Annotated in this window: 21 protein-coding genes and 1 tRNA gene; 10 read left to right on the forward strand and 12 right to left on the reverse strand. The window is 66.7% G+C overall.

What is annotated here, in order from left to right; translation table 11 throughout:
• Positions 1–18 precede the first annotated feature (18 nt).
• The 4 genes from BM075_RS15540 to BM075_RS15555 all read left to right on the forward strand — a co-directional run bounded on the left by BM075_RS15540 (position 19) and on the right by BM075_RS15555 (position 3,551).
• Positions 19–1,041 carry an endonuclease/exonuclease/phosphatase family protein gene (locus BM075_RS15540; protein ID WP_245758866.1) on the forward strand — a complete coding sequence of 341 codons (1,023 nt, stop codon included), beginning with the start codon at positions 19–21 and terminating at the stop codon, positions 1,039–1,041.
• Between the two features lie 155 nt (positions 1,042–1,196).
• Positions 1,197–2,303, forward strand: coding sequence for a 3-isopropylmalate dehydrogenase (gene leuB, locus BM075_RS15545; RefSeq protein ID WP_093361624.1), 1,107 nt, complete (start codon positions 1,197–1,199; stop codon positions 2,301–2,303).
• Positions 2,304–2,442: 139 nt separating this feature from the next.
• Positions 2,443–3,405: a DMT family transporter gene (locus BM075_RS15550; RefSeq protein ID WP_093361625.1), complete on the forward strand. Its 963-nt coding sequence runs from the start codon at positions 2,443–2,445 to the stop codon at positions 3,403–3,405.
• Between the two features lie 69 nt (positions 3,406–3,474).
• A tRNA-Pro gene (locus BM075_RS15555) sits at positions 3,475–3,551 on the forward strand.
• A gap of 164 nt (positions 3,552–3,715) precedes the next feature.
• Here the strand turns inward: BM075_RS15555 and BM075_RS15560 are convergent.
• Complete coding sequence (locus BM075_RS15560; RefSeq protein WP_093361626.1) at positions 3,716–4,168, reverse strand: GNAT family N-acetyltransferase; 453 nt, start codon at positions 4,166–4,168, stop codon at positions 3,716–3,718.
• A 219-nt stretch (positions 4,169–4,387) separates the two neighbouring features.
• Positions 4,388–5,284, reverse strand: coding sequence for a LysR family transcriptional regulator (locus BM075_RS15565; protein WP_093361627.1), 897 nt, complete (start codon positions 5,282–5,284; stop codon positions 4,388–4,390).
• Between the two features lie 96 nt (positions 5,285–5,380).
• Between BM075_RS15565 and BM075_RS15570 the strand changes: the two genes are divergently transcribed.
• The gene (locus BM075_RS15570; RefSeq protein WP_093361628.1) at positions 5,381–5,599 is read left to right on the forward strand and encodes a hypothetical protein; all 219 of its coding nucleotides are present in this window, start codon (positions 5,381–5,383) and stop codon (positions 5,597–5,599) included.
• Between the two features lie 33 nt (positions 5,600–5,632).
• On the opposite strand, the gene BM075_RS15575 is transcribed toward BM075_RS15570, so the two are convergent.
• The 8 genes from BM075_RS15575 to hutI all read right to left on the reverse strand — a co-directional run bounded on the left by BM075_RS15575 (position 5,633) and on the right by hutI (position 14,876).
• Positions 5,633–6,376, reverse strand: coding sequence for an SDR family oxidoreductase (locus BM075_RS15575; RefSeq protein ID WP_093361629.1), 744 nt, complete (start codon positions 6,374–6,376; stop codon positions 5,633–5,635).
• 117 nt (positions 6,377–6,493) lie between these two features.
• On the reverse strand, positions 6,494–8,044 hold the full coding sequence (locus BM075_RS15580; RefSeq protein WP_093361630.1) for a TRAP transporter large permease: 1,551 nt from the start codon (positions 8,042–8,044) through the stop codon (positions 6,494–6,496).
• Positions 8,041–8,538, reverse strand: a complete 498-nt coding sequence (locus BM075_RS15585; RefSeq protein ID WP_093361631.1) for a TRAP transporter small permease subunit — start codon at positions 8,536–8,538, stop codon at positions 8,041–8,043. Before BM075_RS15585 ends, BM075_RS15580 begins: the two co-directional genes overlap by 4 nt.
• A gap of 51 nt (positions 8,539–8,589) precedes the next feature.
• Positions 8,590–9,675 carry a TRAP transporter substrate-binding protein gene (locus tag BM075_RS15590; protein ID WP_093361632.1) on the reverse strand — a complete coding sequence of 362 codons (1,086 nt, stop codon included), beginning with the start codon at positions 9,673–9,675 and terminating at the stop codon, positions 8,590–8,592.
• A 23-nt stretch (positions 9,676–9,698) separates the two neighbouring features.
• Positions 9,699–11,363, reverse strand: a complete 1,665-nt coding sequence (hutU, locus tag BM075_RS15595; protein ID WP_093361633.1) for a urocanate hydratase — start codon at positions 11,361–11,363, stop codon at positions 9,699–9,701.
• A complete protein-coding gene (gene hutG, locus BM075_RS15600; RefSeq protein WP_093361634.1) occupies positions 11,360–12,160 on the reverse strand; it encodes an N-formylglutamate deformylase in 801 nt (266 codons plus the stop codon). The genes hutU and hutG overlap by 4 nt, the downstream gene beginning before the upstream one ends.
• Positions 12,157–13,686, reverse strand: coding sequence for a histidine ammonia-lyase (gene hutH / locus BM075_RS15605; protein WP_093361635.1), 1,530 nt, complete (start codon positions 13,684–13,686; stop codon positions 12,157–12,159). The genes hutG and hutH overlap by 4 nt, the downstream gene beginning before the upstream one ends.
• The gene (hutI, locus tag BM075_RS15610; protein ID WP_093361636.1) at positions 13,683–14,876 is read right to left on the reverse strand and encodes an imidazolonepropionase; all 1,194 of its coding nucleotides are present in this window, start codon (positions 14,874–14,876) and stop codon (positions 13,683–13,685) included. Before hutI ends, hutH begins: the two co-directional genes overlap by 4 nt.
• A gap of 68 nt (positions 14,877–14,944) precedes the next feature.
• Here hutI and BM075_RS15615 point away from each other — a divergent pair, with 68 nt between their 5' ends.
• From BM075_RS15615 to BM075_RS15635, 5 genes are all read left to right on the forward strand, one after another.
• On the forward strand, positions 14,945–16,309 hold the full coding sequence (locus BM075_RS15615; protein ID WP_093361637.1) for a formimidoylglutamate deiminase: 1,365 nt from the start codon (positions 14,945–14,947) through the stop codon (positions 16,307–16,309).
• Entirely contained in the window at positions 16,306–17,004 is a 699-nt protein-coding gene (locus tag BM075_RS15620; RefSeq protein WP_093361638.1) for a histidine utilization transcriptional repressor HutC, read from the forward strand. The genes BM075_RS15615 and BM075_RS15620 overlap by 4 nt, the downstream gene beginning before the upstream one ends.
• 88 nt (positions 17,005–17,092) lie before the next feature.
• Entirely contained in the window at positions 17,093–18,658 is a 1,566-nt protein-coding gene (locus BM075_RS15625) for a Ppx/GppA phosphatase family protein (protein ID WP_093361639.1), read from the forward strand.
• A 111-nt stretch (positions 18,659–18,769) separates the two neighbouring features.
• The gene (locus BM075_RS15630) at positions 18,770–20,674 is read left to right on the forward strand and encodes an amylosucrase (RefSeq protein WP_093361640.1); all 1,905 of its coding nucleotides are present in this window, start codon (positions 18,770–18,772) and stop codon (positions 20,672–20,674) included.
• A 102-nt stretch (positions 20,675–20,776) separates the two neighbouring features.
• Positions 20,777–21,637, forward strand: a complete 861-nt coding sequence (locus BM075_RS15635; protein WP_093361641.1) for a dienelactone hydrolase family protein — start codon at positions 20,777–20,779, stop codon at positions 21,635–21,637.
• A gap of 121 nt (positions 21,638–21,758) precedes the next feature.
• Here the strand turns inward: BM075_RS15635 and BM075_RS15640 are convergent, their stop codons facing one another.
• Together BM075_RS15640 and BM075_RS15645 are read right to left on the reverse strand one after the other, a co-directional pair.
• Positions 21,759–23,042, reverse strand: coding sequence for a TRAP transporter large permease (locus tag BM075_RS15640; protein ID WP_093361642.1), 1,284 nt, complete (start codon positions 23,040–23,042; stop codon positions 21,759–21,761).
• Positions 23,039–23,602 carry a TRAP transporter small permease gene (locus BM075_RS15645; protein ID WP_093361643.1) on the reverse strand — a complete coding sequence of 188 codons (564 nt, stop codon included), beginning with the start codon at positions 23,600–23,602 and terminating at the stop codon, positions 23,039–23,041. The genes BM075_RS15640 and BM075_RS15645 overlap by 4 nt, the downstream gene beginning before the upstream one ends.
• Positions 23,603–23,605 lie beyond the last annotated feature (3 nt).

The raw sequence follows: 23,605 nt of genomic DNA on the forward strand, positions 1-23,605 counted from the left end.
CAGGCGGCGCCCGTTCGAGTGGCGACCTTCTCGGCCGACCTCTCACGCCGTGGGCCGGGGCTGCTGCTGCGGGATATCCTGCGAGGTGAGAATGCGCAGGTTGATGCCGTCGTCGGCGTCATCGCGGAGGTTCATCCCGACATTCTCCTTCTGACCGATTTCGACCATGATCTTGGAAACGCCGCTCTGAGCGCCCTGGCAGAGCGGCTCGACGCGGCGGGCCTGCGCTACCCCTACCTGTTCAGCCTGCGGTCCAACGCGGGGCTGGCGTCGGGGCTCGATCTGGACGGCAATGGCCGCACCGGGGAGCCGCGGGACGCCCAGGGGTATGGCAGGTTCGCAGGCGATGGCGCCATGGCGCTCCTGAGCCGCTGGCCGATCGACGAGGAGGACGTGCAGGATTTCTCCTCTCTTCTGTGGAAGGATCTGCCCGGCGCCCGGCTCCCACGCGCCAACGGCCGGCCCTTCCCCTCGGAGCCGGCGCAGAACGTTCAGCGGCTGTCCTCCACCGGACACTGGGATGTGCCCGTCGAACTGCCGGATGGGACACGGCTTCACCTTTTGGCCTTCGCTGCCACACCGCCGGTGTTCGACGGCCCGGAGGACAGGAACGGCCTGCGCAACGCCGACGAGATCGCCCTGTGGCAGAGGTATCTCGATGGCGCGCTCGGCGTGGCGCCTCCGGCGGACTTCCTCATCCTCGGCAATGCCAACCTCGACCCGGATGACGGCGGCGGCCTGCCCGACGCGATCCGCGGATTGTTGGCGGACCCCCGTCTTCAGGATCCTCTGCCGAGAAGCAGTGGCGGGGCAGCAGCGGCCACCGTCGGCCAGACAGGCGACCCCGCGCTCGACACCGCTGACTGGCCGGAGCCGGACGACGACGGCCCCGGCAACCTGAGGGTCGACTACGTGCTGCCCGCGCGCTCGCTGATGGTGCGCGGCTCGGGCGTGCACTGGCCCGAAGGCCCTGCCGGAGCAGAGGCGGCGGCGGCGTCGCCGCACCGTCTGGTCTGGGTCGACGTGGAACCGACGCCTTAGCCCACCCCGGGCCGCAATAGAGCCCCCGGCAGGACCAGCCGCCCGGGCCGAACTCCATGCATATTCCGGCCCCCTGCCCCGGCGGGCGGGCTCCTTGACCGTTTCGCTGCACGCGAGTAGGTCGGCTGCGATACCCATCGCGAGGACCCAACACCATGAGCACCCCTTCCCTTCTGATCCTTCCGGGCGACGGCATCGGGCCCGAGGTCATGACCGAGGTTCGCAAGATCATCGACTGGTTCGGCGCCAAGCGCGATCTTGCCTTCGACGTCACCGAGGATCTGGTGGGCGGGGCGGCCTACGACGCGCACGGGGCGCCTCTCTCCGACGAAACCATGGAGAAAGCGCAGCAAGCCGATGCCGTGCTCCTCGGTGCGGTCGGCGGACCGAAGTACGACGTGCTGGACTTTAGCCTCAAGCCCGAACGGGGCCTGCTGCGCCTGCGCAAGGAGATGGACCTCTACGCCAACCTGCGCCCCGCGCAGTGCTTCGACGCGCTGGCCGATTTCTCGTCGCTCAAGCGCGACGTGGTGGCGGGGCTCGATATCATGATCGTGCGCGAACTGACCTCCGGCAGCTATTTCGGAGAACCGCGCGGGATCTTCACAGAGGGTAACGAACGCGTCGGGATCAACACGCAGCGCTACACCGAAAGCGAGATCGCCCGGGTGGCGCGTTCCGCTTTCGAACTGGCGAAGCGGCGGGGCAACAAGGTCTGCTCCATGGAAAAGGCCAACGTGATGGAATCCGGCGTCCTCTGGCGCGAGGTGGTCCAGAAGGTGCACGACGAGGAATATCCCGATGTCGAGCTCAGCCACATGTACGCCGACGCCGGTGGCATGCAGCTCTGCCGCTGGCCCAAGCAGTTCGACGTGATCGTGACGGACAACCTCTTCGGAGACCTGCTGTCTGACGTGGCCGCCATGCTGACCGGCTCGCTCGGAATGCTGCCCTCGGCCAGCCTCGGCGCACCCATGGCCAACGGCCGGCCCAAGGCGCTCTACGAACCGGTGCACGGCTCCGCGCCCGACATCGCAGGCCAGGGCAAGGCCAACCCGATCGCCTGCATCCTGAGCTTCGCCATGGCGCTGCGCTATTCCTTCGACGAAGGCGCAGAGGCCGACCGGCTGGAGAAGGCGGTCGAGTCGGTTCTCGCCGACGGCAAGCGCACCGCGGACCTCATGCAGGCCGAAGGTGGCACGCCCGTGTCCACCTCCGAGATGGGCGACGCCATCGTCGCTGCACTCGACGCCTCTCTGTGACGCAACTCCCGGCCGCCCGCCCAAATTTTGGCGGGCGACCGGCACTTCCCGCCTATAGGGGGCATTCTCGGGTTTCGGCCACGCAAGTTTAGCGCTAACCGAAGATCGTCCCCAGCGGAATCCAACCGGACATACCCACATGCAAAGCAATACAAAAGGCGCCCTTCTGGCGCTTCTCGCGTTTGGCATTTTCTCGACCCACGACGTGCTGATCAAGTTCCTGGGCGGGTCCTATTCCGCCTTTCAGATCGTCTTTTTCAGCGTGCTGTTCGGCTTTCCGATCTCCACGCTCATGCTCATGAACGACAAGACCGACGGCAACCTCAGGCCGCGGCACCCGTGGTGGACGGCCCTGCGCACCATCTCCGCCGTGATCGCCGGGGTGAGCGGCTTCTACGCCTTCTCCATGCTGCCGATGGCGCAGGTCTACGCGATCCTCTTCACCTCGCCGCTGCTCATCACCCTGCTCTCCATCCCGATCCTGGGAGAGACCGTCGGCATCAGGCGGGGGATGGCCATCATCGTGGGCCTCCTGGGCGTGCTGATCGTGCTGAGACCGGGCTCGACCGACCTGGGACTGGGCCACGCGGCCGCGCTGGTTTCGGCGGTCGGGGGCGCGCTCGCGTCGATCATCGTGCGCAAGATCGGACGGGACGAGCGCAGCGTCGTGCTCATCCTCTACCCGATGATGGCCAACGTGATCCTGATGGGGGTCATGATGGCGTTCGTCTATCGCCCCATGCCGGCCGTTCATTTCGGAGCCTCCGCGATGATCGCTGCCCTCGCCTTCATCGCCACGCTCACCATCATCGCCGCCTACCGGGCCGGCCAGGCGGTGGTCGTCGCCCCCATGCAGTATTCGCAGATCCTGTGGGCGACGGCCTATGGACTGATCTTTTTCGACGAACTGCTTGACCCGAACACCGCAATCGGGGCGAGCGTGATCATCGCCAGCGGCATCTACATCGTGCTGCGCGAGGACCGCTCCAATGCGTCGGAGAACACGCCCGTGCTGCGCACCCGCAGCCGGTTCGACGCCGGCACCTACCTGCGCGTCAGCAGCCTGCTGGGCCGCGCGAAGAACGGAGAAAAAAAGGCATGAGAATGCACGCCGTTCGCCCGCAAGCCCTTGCCATTCCGCCCGGGCTTCTGTAATCGCCTGCGTCACGGTCGGAGTGTAGCTCAGCCTGGTAGAGCACTGTCTTCGGGAGGCAGGGGTCGGAGGTTCGAATCCTCTCACTCCGACCAATGATTTCCTGCTGGAACACGGCAGATAGGTCTCCCATCTTCCTCAAACAAGTTGCATCCGGCAGGGGAATTGGCATCGCCGGGCCCGGGAAACTTCGTGCAACGTCATGGGCGGCCATGAGTCGGTGGATGGGCTGGGCAAGGGGCTCCTGCCCAGCCGGGCTTCACCCTTTCAGTCGCAAGGTCGCATTCGGGAAGGGAAACCCGAAGTCGTCCACATCGCGTCGTGACAGTTCCTCGAACCCGAGCGCCCTGTAAAAACGTACGGCCCGTTCGTTCTCCGTATAGACCTCAAGGGAGAGATCTCCCTTCCGGTCCAGAGCATGGGCGATCAGCCTGCGTCCAACGCCCCGGCCTTGCTGATCGGGTGCGATGAATATCCCGCCGATGACGCGGCCCAACAGGCTGATGAAACCGATTGGCTCTCCATCGAGGCATGCCACCCAAGCCTCCGCCTTAGGAAGATATTCTTCTGCGATCAGGCGGCGTTGTTCGACAAGCCTCGGCTCACCGATGAAAGGATGCGCTCTCAGGGATGAGTCGAACCAAATGTCCGACAGTCTTTCGAGATCCGTTGCCGCGTCGAAGGGCCGGATCACCACGTCTTTCGTCTCCATCGGAACTCCACAGAACTTATGCAATAAGGGTCGGCACATGTGCCGAGCGAAGCCGCTACACGCGGGTCAATCGAGGCCTCTGTGCATAAATCTCCTTCTGTGGTCCCTGTTGCCTAGCGCACAAGCCCCGGCCCTTCAGTGTCCGGCATTAACTCATCCGGAAGTCCGTTGCAGCTTCCCACCGGACTGCCCACTGCGGCGCGCCCAAGCCCGCCGAACCTACTTGAAGATTGCCGCATAGCGTGGCGCGAAGAACCTGGTGAATGCCTTCACCTCGGGCCGGCGATAGGCGTCCGGCGAAATCAGCATGAGGTGCTGCGCCGTCATCTCCTCAGGCGGGGCGAAGCAGCGGATCAGGCGTCCGGCAGCCTCGTGTCCCTCGGCCATCCGCAGGTTCATGATGCCCAATCCGTGCCCGGACAGGATTGCAGCTTCCAGCAATTCGATCTCGCTGAACGACGTGATGATCTGATCGGGCGAGACGTGCTTCATCAACCAGTGATGGTAGACGGCGGGTGCGTCCCGTGGCTCGTAGGTCACGAAGACATGCCCGTCGAGATGCTCCGGGGCCTTTGGCAGCCCCCTCCGATCCGCATAGCTCGGCGCTCCGAACAGGGTGAACCGGGCCGTGCTGATCCGGCGGCAGATGAGCGACAGGTCGGGGTCCTGACGCGTGATGCGCAGGGCAATGTCGGCCTCGCCCGCCACAAGGTCCAGCGGTTTGACGCCGGGCAGAAACTCGAAACGAATGTCGGGCCGCATCGCGTAGAACTCGCTGAAGACCTGGGTCACACGCGGCGAAAAATTGGACGAAAAGGCGGTGATCCGGATCGGTCGCGGGCGGGTCAGGTCGTTAGCCTTCGCGCCAAAGGCCTCCGCCGCCGCCTCAATCGCCTCGGCCAGCGGCAGCAGGGCCCGGGCGGCGTCGGTCGGGCGAAAGCCACGGTTGTCGCGCTCGAACAGAACCAGCCCGGTCTCGTGTTCCAGTGCCTCGATGCGCCGGGCGACGGTCGGCTGGGCAGTGCCGAGCTTTCGGGACGCAGCGAGTGTCGAGCCCTCCCGAACCACCGCCAGGAAAGTCCGCACGTCCGACCAGCTGCGAAACCGGCTCTTCATTTTTGTAGAACAGCACAACGCCGCGCCCGATACCAGCGGCCAGTTACGCTCGGTAGGATGAATGTCGAGCCGAGGTGCTTCCAGAGGACCCCAGAGATGACATCGCTTTCGCTATCCCCGTTCAGCCTGTTCGATCGCGTCCTGCCGTTCACGTGGTTCCGTAACCAGAGTCTCCGGCGCACCGCCACCCCTGCGCCCGACGCCGTTCGCGAGCGGCGCGATTTCACCGAGGAGATGCTCGCCAAAAATCCCGATGCGTTCACCAGCGACCTGGACCTTCAGAGCGTCGCGCTCGTCTTCCCGGAGCGGTTTTGACCCAGGGCTCACAGGCAGCGCCGTATCTGCCGGTCAGATGGTCACGCCGCCGTCGACCAGCATCGCCTGCCCGGTGACGAAGCGGCTTTCGTCCGACAGCAGGTAGACGACCATCGGCGTGATGTCCTCCACCGTCGCGAGGCGGCCCATGGGCTGCCGGGCGATGAAGTCCTTCTCCGCCTGGACCGGGTCCGAAGCGGCAGCGATCCTGCCCCGCAGGCTGGGCGTATCCACCGTTCCCGGGCAGAGCGCGTTGCACCGGAGGCCCCGGGTCACGAAATCGGCGGCGATCCCCTTGGTCAGGCCGATGACCGCGGCCTTGGTGGCGCCATAGGCGGTGCGGTTCACGAAGCCTTTCACCGAGGACGCCATGGACGCCATGTTCAGGATCGACGCGGTTCCCGTCTCCGCCGCGCGTTCCAGCATTGCCGGCAGGCACGCACGCGTCAGTCGCACCATGGACGTCACGTTCAGCGTCATGCTGCGGGCCCAGTCGTCGTCCGACAGCTCGAGGATCGTTCCGTGGTGAACCATCCCCGCGACGTTGAACAGCCCGTCCAGCGGGCCAGCCCACTCAGCCGCCTCGAGGATGGCCTGTGGGTCGGTGACATCAAGCTGAACGGTTTCGATCCCGTGCTCCGCCAGCCCTTCCAGCAGGGCGGCATCGAGATCGGTCGCGAAGACCCGTGCGCCCTCCGCCGTGCACGCCAGCGCGCTTGCCCGCCCCATCCCCTGCCCGGCAGCAGTGATCATGATACGCTTGCCTTCCAGCCGCATCCGGTCCTCCCTCTGGGTGCGCGGAGGTCTTCCATGCAGACATACAAGACGCTCCCGCGCAAGGCCCTATCCCGCGCGGCGGCGTCCGTTCCGGCGCACTCCCGGTGTTCCACAGCCTCAGAAAATGACGTTCGGCAGCCAGGTGGCGAGCGTCGGAAGGTTCCAGACGAGAAGCACGCCGACGATCTGGATGACGATGAACGGCACCACACCAGCGTAGATCTGGCCGGTGGTCACGGTGTCCGGCGCGGCCCCACGCAGGTAGAACAGCGAGAAGCCGAAGGGCGGTGTCAGGAAGCTTGTCTGCAGGTTGATGGCGATCAGAACCCCCAGCCAGATCGGGTCGTGGCCCATAAGGATCAGCGCGGGCGTCACCAATGGCAGGACGATCACCGAAATCTCGACGAAGTCGAGAAAGAAGCCGAGCCCGAAGATAAAGAGCATGCTGAAGAGCAGCGCGCCTGTCGCCCCGCCCGGCATCGCGGCGAGAATCTCGGCCACCCGCTCCTCCCCCCCGAGGCCGATGAAGACGAGGGAGAAGATGCTCGCGGCCAGGATGGTGGCAAAGATCATCGCCGTCATGGTCAGCGTGGAGGTCAGCGCATCGTGGAGCACCCGCCGCCGAATGGTGGAGCGCAGGGCGACGATGATCGCGACGGCACCGAGAACCGACAGCACGACGTAGGCGCCGCCGGTCAACAGGTCACCCATCGTGAGGTCGCTGCGTTGCAGGCGGACCGGGTGCAGCCCGGCCGCAATGGCGAGAACGCCGAAGGCGACCGCCCCTGTCAGGATGACCCGCCGATAGACGCCGAGGCGCAACGCCGCCATCAGCAAGGCCCCGACCGCTCCCACTGAAGCCGCCTCCGTCGGGGTGGCAATCCCGCCGAGAATGGCGCCCAGCACCGCGAAGATCAGGATGACCGGCGGCACGATAGCCGACAGGACCTCGGAGCCGGAAACTGCCGCGAGTTCCCCGGAGGCTGGCGGCATGTCCCCCGGCCGGATCAGCCCGCGCAGGAGGATGTAGAGGATATAAAGGACGACGAGCACCAGCCCCGGCACGATGGCCGCGGCGAAGACCTGGCCGACCGAGATCGTCTCCACCGAGAACTTGCCCTGCTCATACTGCGCTTGCTGGTAGGCGTTGGACATCACGTCGGAGAGGATGATCAGCAGCGTCGACGGCGGAATGATCTGCCCCAGGGTGCCCGCGGTGCAGACGATGCCGCAGGACACGCGCGGATCGTAGCCGCTCCGCAGCATCGTCGGCAGGGCGATCATCCCCATGGCAACGACCGTTGCGCCGACGATCCCGGTCGAAGCGGCCAGAAGCGCGCCCACCAGAACGACGGATATTCCCAGGCCGCCGCGCAGCTGCCCGAAGAGCCGGCCCATGGTGTCCAACAAATCTTCCGCGATGCGACTTTTCTCCAGCACGGCGCCCATCGCAACGAACAAGGGGATGGCGATCAGGACCTCGTTGCTGAGCAGGCCGAAGGCGCGCTGGCCGAGCGCGCCGAGCAGCGAGATATCCATCACGCCAAGCGCCAAGCCGAGATAGGCGAAGATGATCCCAACCCCGGCGATGGTGAAGGCCACAGGGAAGCCGAGCAGGATTCCCGCCATCAGCGCGGCGAACATGGCGACGTCGAGGTATTGGGTCATGCGGTCGGCCGTCGGCTGAACAGGCGGATGAGAATGGCGAGAGATTGCAGCATCACGAGGATGCAGAAGGCCGGGATCAGCGACTTCAGCAGAAAGACCGCCTCGATCCCACCGACCGAAATCGGACCTTCAAGGATTTTCCAGGAGTTTCGAACCGACGGCCAGGACCAGTAGAGCAGTGCCGTCATCGAGGGCAGCAGGAAAAACAGGTGCCCGAAGATGTCGATCCGGCGCCGGCCCGCGTCCGACAGCTTCGCATAGAAGATGTCGACCCGCACGTGCTTGTCCACCAGCAGCGTATAACCCGCGCCGAGCATGAAGAACGCCCCGTGCAGGTAGAGGACACTTTCCTGCGCCGCGATCGAATTGACGCCGAAGACGTAGCGCCCGATGACGATGGCGAACTGAATGACGATCATCGCCAGAACAAGCCAGCGGACCACCATGGCGATGGCGCGGTTCGTCCCGTCGAGAATGTCGGCTAGCCAATTCATGGGCCGCTCCGTGTCTGTGGGCCGGCGCGGCTGCCCGCGCCGGCCCGGGGGTCAGTAGCCCAGCACCTCGGCGCGGGCGTTCATCTGGCCGTTGTCCGCATAGGTCATGTAGCGGCCGACGGAGTCCCGATACGCCAGGTAGCTTTCGGTGATCCGCTTGACCAACTCATCCTCGTCCTGCCGCAGTTCGTCGATGACCTCGGCCGCGGCCGCGCCCATGGCGGCGATCACGTCTTCGGGCAGTTTGCGCAGTTGCACGTCGTGCTCGTCGATCATCATTTGCAGGGATTGGGCGTGCTTGGTCGTGTACTCGGTCCAGACCGGGTTGTAGAGGCTCTCGCATGCCATCGCGACCGCCTTCTGCAGATCCTCCGGCAGGCCGTTGTAAACGTCCGCATTGACGGCGCATTCCTCGGCAGAGGACGGCTCGCCCACGCCGGGCCAGTAGTAGTATTTCGCCACCTGGTAGAAGCCGAGCGCGGAATCCGTCCACGGGCCGATGAACTCGCCCGCATCCAGAGCGCCCGTTTGCAGCGCCTGGAACATGTCGCCGCCGCCCATCGCCTGCGCCGCCATGCCGAGCTTGGAGGCCATTTCCGAGGCGAGCCCCGTGGTGCGGAACTTCATGCCCTTGAGATCTTCGGCGGAGGTGATCTCTTCGCGGAACCAGCCGGCCATCTGCGGCCCGGAGTTGCCGCACAGGAACGGTTTCAGGCCGAAGCGAGCGTACATCTCGTCATAAAGCTCCTGGCCGCCGCCGTGATAAAGCCAGCCGAATTGTTCGTCCGCCCGCAGGCCGAAGGGCTGCGAACCGAACAGCAGAATGCCCTTCGACTTGGACCCCCAGTAGGCCGGAACCGCGTGATAGAGCTCCGCCGTGCCCTCGGAGACCGCGTCAAAGACGCCACGGCCGGGCACAAGTTCACCGGCAGCGAAAAGTTGCACCTCGATCCGGCCGCCGGAAAGCGTGGTGATCCGGTCGGCGAGCATCTGTGCGGCCACGCCCGGTCCCGGTAGGTTCTTCGGCCAGGCGGTGACCATCTTCCACTTGATCACGTCCTGCGCAATCGCCGGGGCGGCGAGCGCCGTTGCCGCCGCGCCCACGGCGCCGGTGGCGAGAAAGTCGCGTCTTTTCATGAGAGTTCTCCCTGCTGGCTGAGTTATTTTAGTATTCCGGGAAGTGTCAGGCCATGCTGCCGGGCACAGTCAAGTGCTATCTCGTACCCCGCATCCGCGTGCCGCATAACCCCGGTCGCCGGATCGTTCCACAGAACGCGTTCGAGACGCTTGTCGGCCTCGGGGCTCCCGTCGCAGCATATCACCATGCCGGAGTGCTGGCTGAAGCCCATGCCAACGCCCCCGCCGTGGTGCAGGCTGACCCATGTTGCGCCGCTGGCGGTATTGAGCAGCGCATTCAGCAGCGGCCAGTCGGATACGGCGTCCGAGCCGTCGCGCATGGCTTCGGTCTCGCGGTTGGGGCTGGCGACGGAGCCGGAGTCCAGGTGGTCGCGCCCGATGACGATTGGGGCCGAAAGCTCACCGCTCCGCACCATTTCGTTGAAGGCCAGGCCGAGCTTGTGCCGCAGCCCGAGCCCCACCCAGCAGATCCGCGCCGGAAGCCCCTGGAACGCGATCCGCTCCCGCGCCATGTCGAGCCAATTGTGCAAGTGCGGGTCGTCGACCAGCTCCTTCACCTTCTGGTCGGTCTTGTAGATATCCTCCGGATCGCCCGACAGCGCGGCCCAGCGGAACGGTCCGACGCCACGGCAGAAGAGCGGGCGGATGTATGCCGGCACGAAGCCGGGGAAGGCGAAGGCATCCTCCAGCCCCTCCTCCAGCGCGACCTGCCGGATGTTGTTGCCGTAGTCGACGGTGGGAATTCCGGCCTTCGCAAAGGCGACCATGGCCTCCACGTGCACCTTGATCGAGGCCCGCGCAGCGGCTTCGACCGCGGCTGGGTCGCTCTCCTGCCGAGCGCGCCAGTCGCCGACGGACCACCCCTGCGGCAGGTAGCCGTGGATCGGATCGTGGGCGGACGTCTGGTCCGTCACGATGTCGGGGCGCACGCCGCGCTTCACCAGCTCCGGATAGACATCGGCCGCATTGGCGATCAGCGCCACCGATTTCGCCTCCCCGGCGGCGGTCCAGCGCGCGATCATCTCCAGCGCCTCGTCGATCGAATGGGTCTTCTCGTCCACATAGCGCGTCCGCAGCCGGAAATCGGCGCGGGTCTCGTCGCATTCGACCGCGAGGCAACAGGCGCCCGCCATCACGGCCGCCAGCGGCTGCGCGCCGCCCATGCCGCCCAGCCCGGCGGTAAGGATCCATTTGCCGCCGAGGTCGCCGTCGTAGTGCTGGCGCCCGGCCTCCATGAAGGTCTCGTAGGTGCCCTGCACGATCCCCTGGCTGCCGATGTAAATCCAGGACCCGGCGGTCATCTGGCCGTACATCATCAGGCCCTTGCGATCGAGCTCGTTGAAATGCTCCCAGGTCGCCCAGTGCGGCACGAGGTTGGAGTTGGCGATCAGCACGCGCGGTGCATCCGCATGGGTGCGGAACACGCCGACCGGCTTGCCCGACTGCACCAGCAGCGTCTGGTCCGCCTCCAGCCCCTTCAGGGTCTCGACGATCAGGTCGAAATCCTCCCAACTGCGCGCGGCGCGCCCGATCCCGCCATAGACCACCAGCTCATGCGGGTTCTCGGCCACGTCGGGGTGCAGGTTGTTCATCAGCATCCGCATCGGCGCTTCGGTCAGCCAGCTCTTGGCGGTGATCTCGGTGCCGGTCGGTGGGTAGACGTCGCGGAGGTTGTGACGCGTGTTCATTGCGTGCCTCTCAGGGTCGGGGCCAGATCGGCCAGGTTTCTGAGGATCGCCGCCAGATGCACCCGCAGGCGCTCGGCAGCTTCGGTGTCGTAGGTCCAGGGCGCGGCCTCTTCAGTGAGATACGTGGACTGCGCGAGCTCCATCTGGATCACGTGCACGCCCTCCTCCGGCCGGCCGTAGTGGCGCGTGGTCCAGCCACCGCGGAAACGGCCGTTCTGGACCATGCTGTAGCCCTCCGCGCCCGCGCAGACGGCGGCAACGGCGGCTTCCACCTCAGCGGCGCAGGTGGCGCCATTATCGGTGCCGATGTTGAAGTCCGGCAATTTCCCCTCGAACAGGAACGGGATGTGCGACCGGATCGAGTGGCAATCGTACAGGATCGCCACCCCGTGCGCCGCGCGGACGCGCTCGATCTCGGCCGCCAGCGCCGCGTGATAGGGCGCATGCCAGTCCCGGGTGCGGGCGGCGACCTCCTCGGCGTCGGGCGGCGTCACCCAGATGTCCGCGCCATCGAAGTCGATCAGCGGCACCAGCCCGGTGGTGTTCTGACCGGGATAAAGGCTCTCGCCCTCCGGGTTCCGGTTGGCGTCGATCACGTAGCGGTGGAACATCGCCCGCACCGTCGTGACGCCGTCGAGCAAACCGTCGTAGAGCCGTTCGATGTGCCAGTCCGTGTCCGCCAGGTCGAGGCCGCGCGCGTTGAGCCGCGCCCGGATGTCGTCGGGCAGGAAGGTGCCGGTATGGGGAAGGCCGAGGATGACGGGGCTGTCGCCCCGGGTGACGGTGACGGGGGTCATTGAGCAAGGTCCTTCAATTCAGCCGCCAGGGCCAGCGAGCCGGTCCGGACGAGGCCCGCGGCCGATTCGATGTCGCCGGCCATGTACCGGTCCGTCTGAAGCTGCGGAACGGTGCCACGAAGATGCGCGACCGCGGCTTGCAGCTTGGCGGAGGTGATCAACGGCGCGCGGAACTCGATGCCCTGCGCCGCGCAAAGCAGTTCGACGCCCAGGATGACGTTCAGGTTGCGGTTCATCCGTTCCAGCCGCCGCGCGCCATGGGCCGCCATGCTGACGTGGTCTTCCTGGTTGGCGGAGGTCGGCGTGCTGTCCGTCGAACAAGGGTTGGCGAGGTGCTTGTTTTCGCTCATCAGCGCGGCGGTCGTCACCTCAGCGATCATCAGGCCGGAGTTCAGCCCGGGCTCGGGTGTCAGGAACGGCGGCAGGTCGAACGACAGCGCCGGGTCCACCATCAGCGCGACGCGGCGCTGTGCGATGGCGCCGATTTCCGACAGGGCCAGCGCGATCTGGTCGGCGGCGAATGCCACCGGCTCCGCGTGGAAATTGCCCCCCGACAGGATGACCTCGTCCTCGGCGATCACCAGCGGGTTGTCCGTCACCGCGTTCGCCTCGATTTCGAGCGTCTGCCCAACGAAGCGCAGCAGGTCGAGCGCGGCGCCCGTCACCTGAGGCTGGCACCGGATGCAGTACGGGTCCTGCACCCGACTGTCGCCCTCCCGGTGGCTTTCGCGGATCTCGCTGCCGGCCATAAGGTCGCGCATCGCCGAGGCAATCGCGATCTGGCCTCGATGCCCGCGCAGGTCGTGGATCGCCGGGTGCAGCGGCGCGGTCGACCCCATGATCGCGTCCGTCGAGAGCGCGGAAGTCACGACGGCGGCCTCGACGTTGCGCCAGGCACCAAAAAGACCGGCCAGCGCGCACGCCGTCGAAAACTGCGTCCCGTTGATGAGCGCCAGACCCTCCTTGGGGCCGAGGACGACCGGGCTCAGCCCCGCCCGCTCCAGCGCAAGATCGCCGGCGAGACGGTCGCCCTGATACGTCGCCTCGCCCGCGCCGATCATGACGGCGGCAAGGTGCGCCAGCGGCGCGAGGTCGCCCGACGCGCCAACCGATCCCTGGTCTGGAATGACCGGGATCACGTCCGCCGCGAGCATTCCCTCGATCAGCGCACAGATCTCCCATCGCACGCCCGACGCCCCGCGCCCGAGCGAGAGCAGCTTCAGCGCCATCATCAGGCGGGTGGTCGCCGCGTCGAGCGGTGCACCGACGCCGCAGCAATGCGACAGGATCAGGTTGCGCTGGAGCGTCTCGGTCTGCTCCGGCGGGATCTTGACCGAGGCGAGTTTTCCGAACCCCGTGTTGACGCCATAGACCGCCGCCTCCCCCTTGGTCGCGTCCCGCACCAGCGCAGCCGCCCGCTCGACGGCCTCGCGCGCGGCGGGTTCCAGCGCGACGGGAGCGTCCCGACGCCAGATGCTTTCCAGTTGGGCAAGGCTCGCGCCGCCCGGCGTCAGGTGGACCGTCATGCGGCGCCTCCGAAAATGCGTTGGTAGAGGGGGTTGAAGCCGATCCGGTAGGACAATTCCGCAGGGTGCGCGACGTCCCAGACCGCCAGATCGGCCCGCGCGCCTGCGGTAACAGTGCCGCAGTCGGTCAGCCCCAGGGCCCGCGCGGCGTGGCGCGTCACCCCCGCCAGCGCCTCCTCCGGCGTCAGGCCGAACAGCGTGCACCCCATGTTCATCGTGAGCAGCAGCGAGGTCAGCGGCGAGGTGCCCGGGTTGCAGTCCGTCGCCAGCGCCATGGGCACGGAATGGCGGCGGAAGGCGTCGATGGGCGGCGCCTGCGTCTCGTGCAACGTGTAGAAGGCACCGGGCAGAAGAACGGCCACACTGCCGGCGGCCGCCAACGCGCGGGCATCGTCCTCGTCGGCATACTCGAGGTGATCCGCCGACAGCGCCCCGAACCGCGCCGCCACCTGCGTGCCGCCGAGGTGGGAGAGCTGTTCGGCGTGGAGTTTCACCGGCAGCCCCAGCTCGCGGGCCACCTCGAACACGCGGGCGATCTGCTCCGGAGTGAAGGCGATCCCCTCGCAAAACCCATCGACCGCATCGACCAGCCCTTCGGCATGGGCGGCGCGCAGAGTCGGGATACAGATCTCGTCGAGATACGCATCTGCGCCACCGTCGAATTCCTTCGGCACCGCGTGGGCCCCGAGGAAGGTCGTGCTGACGCGGATGGGACGCTGGTTCGCGATATCCCGCGCCGCGCGAAGCATCATGAGTTCCGTATCGCAGTCCAGTCCGTAGCCGGACTTGATCTCAACATGTGTCACGCCCTCGGCAATCAGCGCGTCGACCCGCGGCAGCGCACTCGCGACCAGCTCGTCCGCCGAGGCCGCGCGCGTCGCCGATACGGTGGACACGATCCCGCCGCCGGCCCGCGCGATCTCTTCGTAGCTCGCGCCCTGCAGGCGCATCTCGAACTCGCGGGCTCGGTTGCCGCCATGGACGACGTGGGTGTGGCAGTCGATCAGTCCCGGTGTCGTCAGCCGCCCGCCAAGGTCCGTCCGTGGCGCATCCGCCATCTCTGCGGGAATTTCGTCCCCCGCCCCGACCCACGCGATCCGGTCGCCGGAGAGGACGACCGCCCCATTTGCGATCAGCCCGTAGGTGCCGTCGGGAGCCACCGTTGCAATGGTCGTGTTGGTGAGAATCATCGAAACACCCCTTGCCTTCGCCTCATCATCGAATAATATGTACATACATATTAAGTCAAGGTGCGGATATGCAGAAAATCTGGGCGAGGACCGCGCTCACGGCGGAGGGATGGCAGAACGACGTGGTGGTGGAGGTCTCCGCCGACGGGCGGATCCATTCCGTCACGCAGGGTCAACCGGCGGAGGGATACCGGGTCGACTGCCTGCTTCCGGCCCCGGTCAACTGCCACAGCCACGCGTTCCAACGGGCCATGGCCGGACTCACGGAACGGCGCGGCCCGGACCCGCGGGACTCCTTCTGGACGTGGCGGCGGCTGATGTACCGCTTCCTCGACAAGCTTGACCCCGATCAGGTCGAGGCGATTGCAGCCTTCGTGCAGTTGGAGATGCTGGAAGCCGGCTACGCGACGAACGTGGAATTCCACTACCTGCATCACCGGCCGGACGGTACGCCCTATGACAGCCTCGCGGAGATGGCGGAGCGCATTGTGGCCGCCGCCGGTACGACCGGCATCGGCCTGACCCTGCTGCCTGTGCACTATGAGTTCGGCGGCTGCGATCGGCGCCAGCTCGCCCCGGGGCAGGTGCGCTTCGGCAATTCCGCCGACCGCTTCGCCAGACTGGTGGACGAAAGCGGCCGGGCCCTGTCCCACCTGCCGCCCGACAGCCGCCTGGGCGTCGCTCCCCACAGCCTGCGCGCGGTAGCTCCGGAGGCTCTGGGAGAGGCTGCCGCGATGGTGCCCGACGGGCCGATCCACATGCACCTCGCCGAGCAGCCCGGGGAGGTGGAGGAGATCGTTGCGGCCTACGGCAAACGCCCGGTCGAGTATGTGCTCGACAGCGGCTTGCCCGATGCGCGCTGGTGCATGATCCATTCGACTCAGATGACGCCGGAGGAGACCGAGGGGCTCGCCGCCTCCGGTGCCACGGTCGGCCTGTGCCCCATCACCGAATCCTCGCTCGGTGACGGCATCTTCGATGGCGTCCGCTACCTGCAGAACGGCGGCAAGATCGCCGTCGGGTCGGACAGCAACATCCGCATCTCGCTGGTCGAGGAACTGCGCACGCTCGAATACTCCCAACGCCTAAGGGACGGCTCGCGCGCCGCGCTGGCCACGCCGGACCGGTCCACGGGCCGCACCCTGTTCGACGCCGTCTGTGCCGGGGGCGCGGCCTCCGCCGGTCGGGCGACCGGGCAAATCGCCAGTGGCACCTGGGCCGACCTTCTGGCGCTGGACCTCGCCGCCCCGGACCTCGAAGGCCTGTCCGGCGATACCCTGCTCGACAGCTTCATTTTTGCGGGCGGGCAGGATGCCGTGGCCGATGTCTGGGCCGCGGGGCGCCACGTGGTCCGAGGCGGCCGCCACATCGACCGCGACGCCATCGTCGCGCGCTATCGGACGGCGGTGCGGGGCCTGAGGCAGGACCTGTGACGGACGCGCCCGCCTCCCACTCCTGGCGGTCGGTGCGGGAGGAAGTGCTGCGGCGCATCGCCCACGAGGACTGGCGCCCCGGAGACGCGATCCCGAACGAGGCAGACCTGGCGGCGGAGCTCGGCTGTGCGCGCGCCACCGTCAACCGCGCCCTCCGGTCGCTGTCCGACGACGGGCTGCTGGAGCGGCGGCGCAAGGGCGGCACGCGCATCGCGCGGCACCCGGTCGGAAAGGCGACGGTACGGATTCCGATCATCCGGATGGAGATCGAGGAGCGCGGCGCGCTCTACGGTTATCGCCTGCTGGACCGGCGCATGGAGCGCGCGCCGGACGCGCTCAGGCCGCGGTTCGGGCCGCCCGGCGAGGGCGATCTGCTTCATGTGATCGCGGTCCACCTCGCCGACGGACGGCCCTATGCGCTGGAGAACCGCTGGATCGTTCCCGAAACGGTTCCCGACGCCTTGGACCAATCCTTCGAGGACCTCGCCGCAAACGAATGGCTCGTCCGGCACCTGCCGCTCACCCGGGCGCAGTCCGAATTCTTCGCCATCAACGCAACTGACCGCGAGACTGCCGCCCTCGGCGCAGCCGCCGGGGAGGCGCTGATCGTCCACCGGCGCATGACATGGCTGGCCGAGCGGCCGATCACCCTTGTCGAAATGACCTTCGCCAAGGGGCACACCCTCCGCACGTAGGGTCCGGTGCACCCGATCGGCGGTTTCGCCTACGCCTCGCAGTCGGACGTGCTATGGTCTGAGTCCGAGATTGCGGAGTAACGAGACGATGTCTGTGGGAAATTCGGGCGCCAGCCATTTTGAGCCCCGGTCGGTAGAGATCGACACAAAGCGCATCCAGGCGCACACGCCCGAGCATTACGGCGTGATCGACGTCGGCTCCAACTCGATCCGCCTCGTGGTCTACGACGACCTCGCCCGCGCCCCCTTTCCGCGCTTCAACGAGAAATCCATGGTCGCGCTCGGCAACGGGCTCGACGACGAAGGCGCCTTCACCGAGGAGATCATGGAGCACGCCCTCGCCGCCCTCGCTCGCTTCAAGGCCATTTCCGAGGCGATGGGCGTCTCCCGCATCGACGTGCTGGCGACCGAGGCCATGCGCCGCGCCAAGAACGGCCCGGACCTGATCGCCAGGATCAAGGAGCGGACCGGCTTCACGCCCCGCCTGATCTCCGGGGAGGAAGAAGCGACCTTCGCAGCGCTCGGCGTCATCTCCGGCTTCTTCCAGCCGCGTGGCCTGGTGGGCGACATCGGCGGCGGCAGTCTGGAGATCGCGGAAGTCCTTGGCGACCGCGTGGGCGACCGCAAGGTCAGCATGCCGCTGGGCGCTCTGCCCGTCCGGGCGATGATGGAGAAGGACCCGGAAGAGGCGAAGAAGTCCGTCGACGCCATTCTCGACGCCAACCTGCCGCCGATGCTGACCCAGCCCGTCTTCCACGCCGTCGGCGGGGGCTGGCGGGCACTGGCGCGTATCCACATGGCGATGAACGACTGGCCGATCTCCGTGGTGCACGGCTACGACCTGCCCGCCCGCGACATGTCCAAGTTCGCGAAATCCGTCTCCCGCATGACCCCGGAAGAAATCGCCGAACTGCCCGATGTACCCAGCCGGCGGGTCGAGACCCTCGCGGCCTCGGCGCTCGTCCTGTGGCGGGTGTTCCGGAAGCTGAAGCCCGAACGCATCGTCTTCTCCGCCCTCGGATTGCGCGAAGGCTGGCTCTATGCCCAGTTGAGCGAGGAGGAGCAATATCGCGATCCGCTCGTCGAGGGCGCTCTCGCGGCGGGCCTTCCGGATGCGCGGGTGCCCGAATTCCCCGAGGCGCTGGCGAAATGGACGGATGACCTCTTCCCCGGCGAGGTGCTCCCGGAGCGCCGCGTCCGCATGGCGGTCTGCGCGCTCACCGACATCGCCTGGCGGGACCACCAGAAGGTCCGCGCCGCCGACAGCTTCCTTCGCATCCTGCAATTCCCCTTCATCGGAATCTCGCATCCCGAGCGCGCTTTCCTTGCGACCGCGATCATGGCGCGCTACGGCGGCAAGCCTGCCAAGCTGGACACCTCGGCGACGGACATCCTGTCCCCCAACGACCGCAAGCGTGCCGAGGTACTGGGGCGTGCCCTGCTGCTTGGCCACCGGTTCTCGGCCAGCGTTCCCGAGATCCTCGAACACGCCCGCCTTGTGATCGACACAGACGCCGTTCGGCTGGAGATTCTGGAAACCTCCGACGTGCCGGACAGCGATGCCGTCAAGACCCGGCTGTCGCAACTCGCCAAGGTGCTGGACATGGACGCCACCGTCGAAACGGCGCGTTCATGGGATGAGGATACGGACTGACTCCGCTCACGCCCCACCCCGGCCCGCCGCGGCGACATTCCCGGTTCCGCGGACTCGACTTTCTCGGCTACGATTCCTTGCATGGGACGAAGCCTTTCTTCCGGTGATGCCATGGCCAAGACACAGACCAACCCCGCTGACACCGATCTCCATCGCACCCTGTTCGACCTGCGCTACGACCGGAGCCGCGCCGACCTCTGGACGATGCTCGACCGGCTCTATGGCCTCCACCCGGACTACCCCGCCTTTCAAAAGGCCCTCGACACGGCACTGACCCGCGCCTGGCAACAGCGCCCCGCCGACCTCCGCCTGCTGGATCTGAAGCGCGACCTCGAACCGGATTGGTTCCAGCGGCCGGACATGGCCGGCTACGTTTTCTACATCGACCGCTTCTGCGACACCCTGCGCGGCGTGCCCGACCGGCTCGACTACCTCAAGACGCTCGGTATCAGCTACGTCCACTTCATGCCCTGCCTGAAGCCCCGCCGAGGTGACAACGACGGCGGCTACTCCGTGATGGACTACGGCGCGATCAACCCGATCTATGGCACGATGGACGATTTCGAGGCCGCCACCCGCGCCTGCCGTGCGCAGGGCATCAGCGTCTGCGTCGACCTCGTTCTGAACCACACCGCCAAGGAGCACGCCTGGGCGAAGAAGGCCCGCAAGGGCGATCCGAAGTACCGCGACTACTACCTGATGTTCGAGGACGACAGGCAGCCCAAGGAATACGAAAAGACCCTGGTGGAGATCTTTCCCGACAACGCCCCGGGCAGCTTCACCTGGTACGAGGACTGTCAGCGGTGGGTCTGGACCACCTTCAACGAGCACCAGTGGGACCTGAACTGGGCCAACCCGCAGGTATTCCTGGAAATGACGAAGGTCATGCTCGCGCTGGCCAACCGGGGTGTGGACATCCTGCGCTTCGACGCCGTGGCCTTCATGTGGAAACGCATGGGCACGCGCTGCCAGTCGGAGCCGGAATGCCACATGCTCCTGCAAGCTCTGCGGGCGGCCTGCCGCATCGTTGCCCCGGCCGTGATCCACCTGGAGGAGGCCATCGTCGGCCCGGCGGAGATGCTGCCCTACCTCGGTCGCGGCGAGCATGACGGCAAGGAGGGCAACCTCGCCTACCACAACTCCCTGATGGTGCAATTCTGGTCGTCGCTGGCCGCGCGGGACACACAGCTCATGTCCTACGTGCTTGGCACCCACTTCCCGCCGCAGCTGACCAATGCGACCTACGCTACTTACCTGCGCTGCCACGACGACATCGGCTGGGCGGTCACGGACGAGGACGCGGCCGCGGTCGGCCTGAACGGGGCGCTCCACCGCGGGTTCCTGTCGGACTTCTACGAGGGTGTCTTCCCCGGCTCCTTCGCCAAGGGCGCGCTGTTCCAGTACAACCCGGACACCGGCGACAAGCGGATCAGCGGAACCTGCGCCTCCCTGGCCGGGCTGGAGCTGGCGGTCGAGGCGGAGGACGCGCGGGCCGTGGACCGGGCGATCGACCGCATCCTGATGGGCCATGCGCTGATTGCCAGCTTCGGGGGCATCCCGCTCCTTTACATGGGCGACGAGATCGCGCTGCTGAACGACTGGGGCTACACGGACTACCCGCCCCATGCGCACGACAGCCGATGGCTGCACCGCCCTCTCATGGACTGGGACCGCGCCGCGCTGGCACAGGCCGATGCGGAGAGCATTCCCGGCCGCGTGTTCCGGGGCGTGCGGGAGATCCTCGCCCGCCGCGCCGAGGTTCCGGAGTTCCACGCCAACAACGCAACTGAAGTACTGCAGACCGGCAATTCGGCGCTCTTCGCCTTCGCCCGGCGGTCCCCGGCGCGCAGCGTCGTCTGCATCTACAACTTCACCGAAACCTGGACGGCGATCCCCGCAAGCTGGGCGGTGCAGAACGGCGCGACGGAGATGCACGAACTGCTCTCCGACGCCACCGTGATCGCCAGCGGCGGGGCCATCCCCCTGCCCCCCTATGCCCGGGTCTGGCTCCGGTGACGTTGCATTCGCCCGGCAAGCTTTTTCAGCGCGGGGCCCGTGTGACCGCTTCCCGGAAGGACTTAGTGCGCGACCGGCTGTCATCTCTGCGTCGGGGACGCGATGATTAGGTTTTTGCTCTGGTCGCTCGCCGGCGTGGCGGTCATCGTTGCCGGGTTCGCGATCAACACCGGACGGCAGGCCGCGCGCTACGCGATGGTCGAAGACACGCCCGAAGAACGGGTGAGCCGGCTGGCCGAGCACTGGCGGCTGCGCACACCGGAGGGTCCCGGCCCCTTCCCCGCCGCCATCCTCCTCTCCGGCTGCGACGGCGTGCGGGACAATATGGAGTACTGGGCGGGGGTCTTCGTTGAGCGGGGTCGTGCGGCGCTGATCCTGGACAGCCACACGCCGCGCAACCTCCAACGCCTCGAAGCCTGGCGGCTGGTCTGCGCCGGGCAGGCGATGACGGGTGCGGAGCGCGCGGGCGACATCGCGGTCGCCATCGACGCCCTGGGGGGCATGGCGGACATCTCCGGCGACGTGGTGATCCTGGGCGCCTCTCATGGCGGCTGGAGCACGATGGAATTCGCCGCCGACGCGGCTTCCGGCAGGCTGCCCCCGGGCCTCACCGCCTGGCCTGCCCCCGGGCCGGACCTCCTCGCCCGGGTGTCGGCGTTGGTCCTTCTCTACCCCTATTGCGGCCTGCTGAATGGCGCGGACGAAGAGCGTTGGCCCCCCGCGCCGCCCAGCCTGATGGTGCTGGCGGAAAACGACTCCATCATCGACACGCCCGATTGTCTCGAACGGGCCGACGCCCTGCGCGCCGCCGGGGGGGAGGTTAAAACGCTGGTCCTGCCCGGCGCGGACCACGGCTTCGACCAGCGTCAGAAGTCCGCGTTCTCCTCACTCGAGTTCGTTCCGGAGCAGCGGGATGCCGCGCGGACGGCCATCGAGCAGTTTCTGAACGCGCGCGGCCTCTGAACCGAGGGCGCTCCCGCCTTTCCCTCATCGTACGGAAAAGGCGCCGCCAGTCACCCGGCGACGCCCCTTTGGTATCTCGGCGCCTATCGAGGGGCTGGCCCTCAGTTCCGCCCGTGCCTGATCACTTGTTGATCAACTCCGGAAGGATCAGCGACACCTGCGGCACGTAGGTCACCAGCAGCAGGATGAAGGCCAGCACGCCGATGAACGGCAGGTTGGTGCGCGAGGTTTCCCAGATGCCGGACTTGGCGATCGAACAGGAGGTGATGAGCACCGAGGCAACCGGCGGCGTCTGCTGCCCGATGGCGAGGTTCAACGTCATCATGATCCCGAAGTGCACCGGGTCGATCCCCACCGCGTGAACCAGTGGCATCACCACAGGAACGACCAGAATGATCGCCGCCGCGCCGTGCAGGAACATGCCGAGCACGAGCAAAAGCAAGTTCAGCAGGGCGAGCACCACGTAGGGGTTGGTGGTGTAGTTCGTGATCTGCGCCGCGAGTTGCTGCGGCACCTGCGCCTGCGTCAGGAACAGCCCGAGCGCCGCGGAGGTCGCGACCAGCAGCATGACCACGCCGGTCTGGCTGATCCCCTCCAGCATGGACCGCCGCAGGTGCTTCAGGTCGAGATTGCCATAGATGAACACCCCGATGAAGAACGACGCGAAGACGGCCAGCCCGGCGGCCTCCGTGGCCGTCACGATGCCCGTGAGGATCCCGCCCAGGATGATGACCGGCAAGGTCAGCGCCCAGAAGGCCTCCCGGAACGTCTTGGCGATGAGCCGGAGGTCGAACCCTTCGGCCCGCGGCAGGTCGTAGCGCACGGCGAGGATGTAGGTCATCACCATCAGCAGCCCGCCGCCCAGGAACCCCGGAATGATGCCGGCGATGAAGAGCGTCAGCACCGAGGTCTCGGAAATCGCGCCGTAAAGGATCATCGCGATGGAGGGCGGAATGATGATCGCGAGGGACGCCGAGGAGGAGGTGATGGCCGCCGCCAGCGTACGCGAATAGCCGCGCCGCTTCATCTCCGGGATCAGCACGGTCCCGGTCGCCGCCACGTCCGCCACGGCCGAGCCGGAGATTTCGGCGAAGACCATGGAAACACCGATGTTCACCATGCCAAGGCCGCCCCGCACGAAGCCGATGATGGCGGTGATGAAGTTGATCAGCTTCACCGAGATGCCCGACGTGTTCATCAGGTTGCCGGCCAGAATGAAGAGCGGGATGGCGATCAGTGGGAACGACGTCGCTCCGGTATAAAGCGCGATGGCCATGTCGTAGAGTTGCGAAAAGCCCGTGGTCAACGCAAAGCCGCCAATAGCGACCATCCCGATGGCCACGGCGATCGGCACGTTGATCATGATCAGGCTGATGAGCACGACGGTTGTGAGCAGCAGGATCATGCCCGGTGTTCCTTCGTGGTGTAGGATTGCGCTCCGGCCTCGGCGTCGGCGATGGCCTGGTCGATTTCGTCGTGCTCCCGGTCGCGGCCCTCGGCGGCGTCGCGAATGGCGCGCGGCATCGTCAGCAGGGTGCCGATGATCATCAGGACCGACGTGATCGGAATGACGGACTGTACGATGTCGAGAGACAGCCACGGCAGGCTGAGCAGAGCGTCGTAGGCCGCCACCGCCAGCACCTTGTAACCGAACCAGCCAGTGATGGCGAAATAGGCCAAAACGAGCAGTTCGCCAAACAGCGCCACGGCGATCGACAGGGTGCGCGGCAGGGCCGTGACCAGGCCGGCGAACGACATGTGCTGCCGCAGGAGCACCGCGTAGGTCGCGCCGAAGTAGGTGAGCCACGCGAGCAGGACGCTGGCGATCTCGTCGTACCAGGACGGCGACGCGCCCAGGTAGCGCATGGTCGTGGAGTAGAGGACAGAGAGGGCCAGGATCACAAGCAACGCGAGACTGACCGTCTCGACGAAGCGCAGGAGGGCCCTTTCGACGAATTTTAGCATTGT

Source organism: Tropicimonas isoalkanivorans (assembly GCF_900112335.1).
GTDB classification, from domain to species: Bacteria; Pseudomonadota; Alphaproteobacteria; order Rhodobacterales; family Rhodobacteraceae; genus Tropicimonas; species Tropicimonas isoalkanivorans.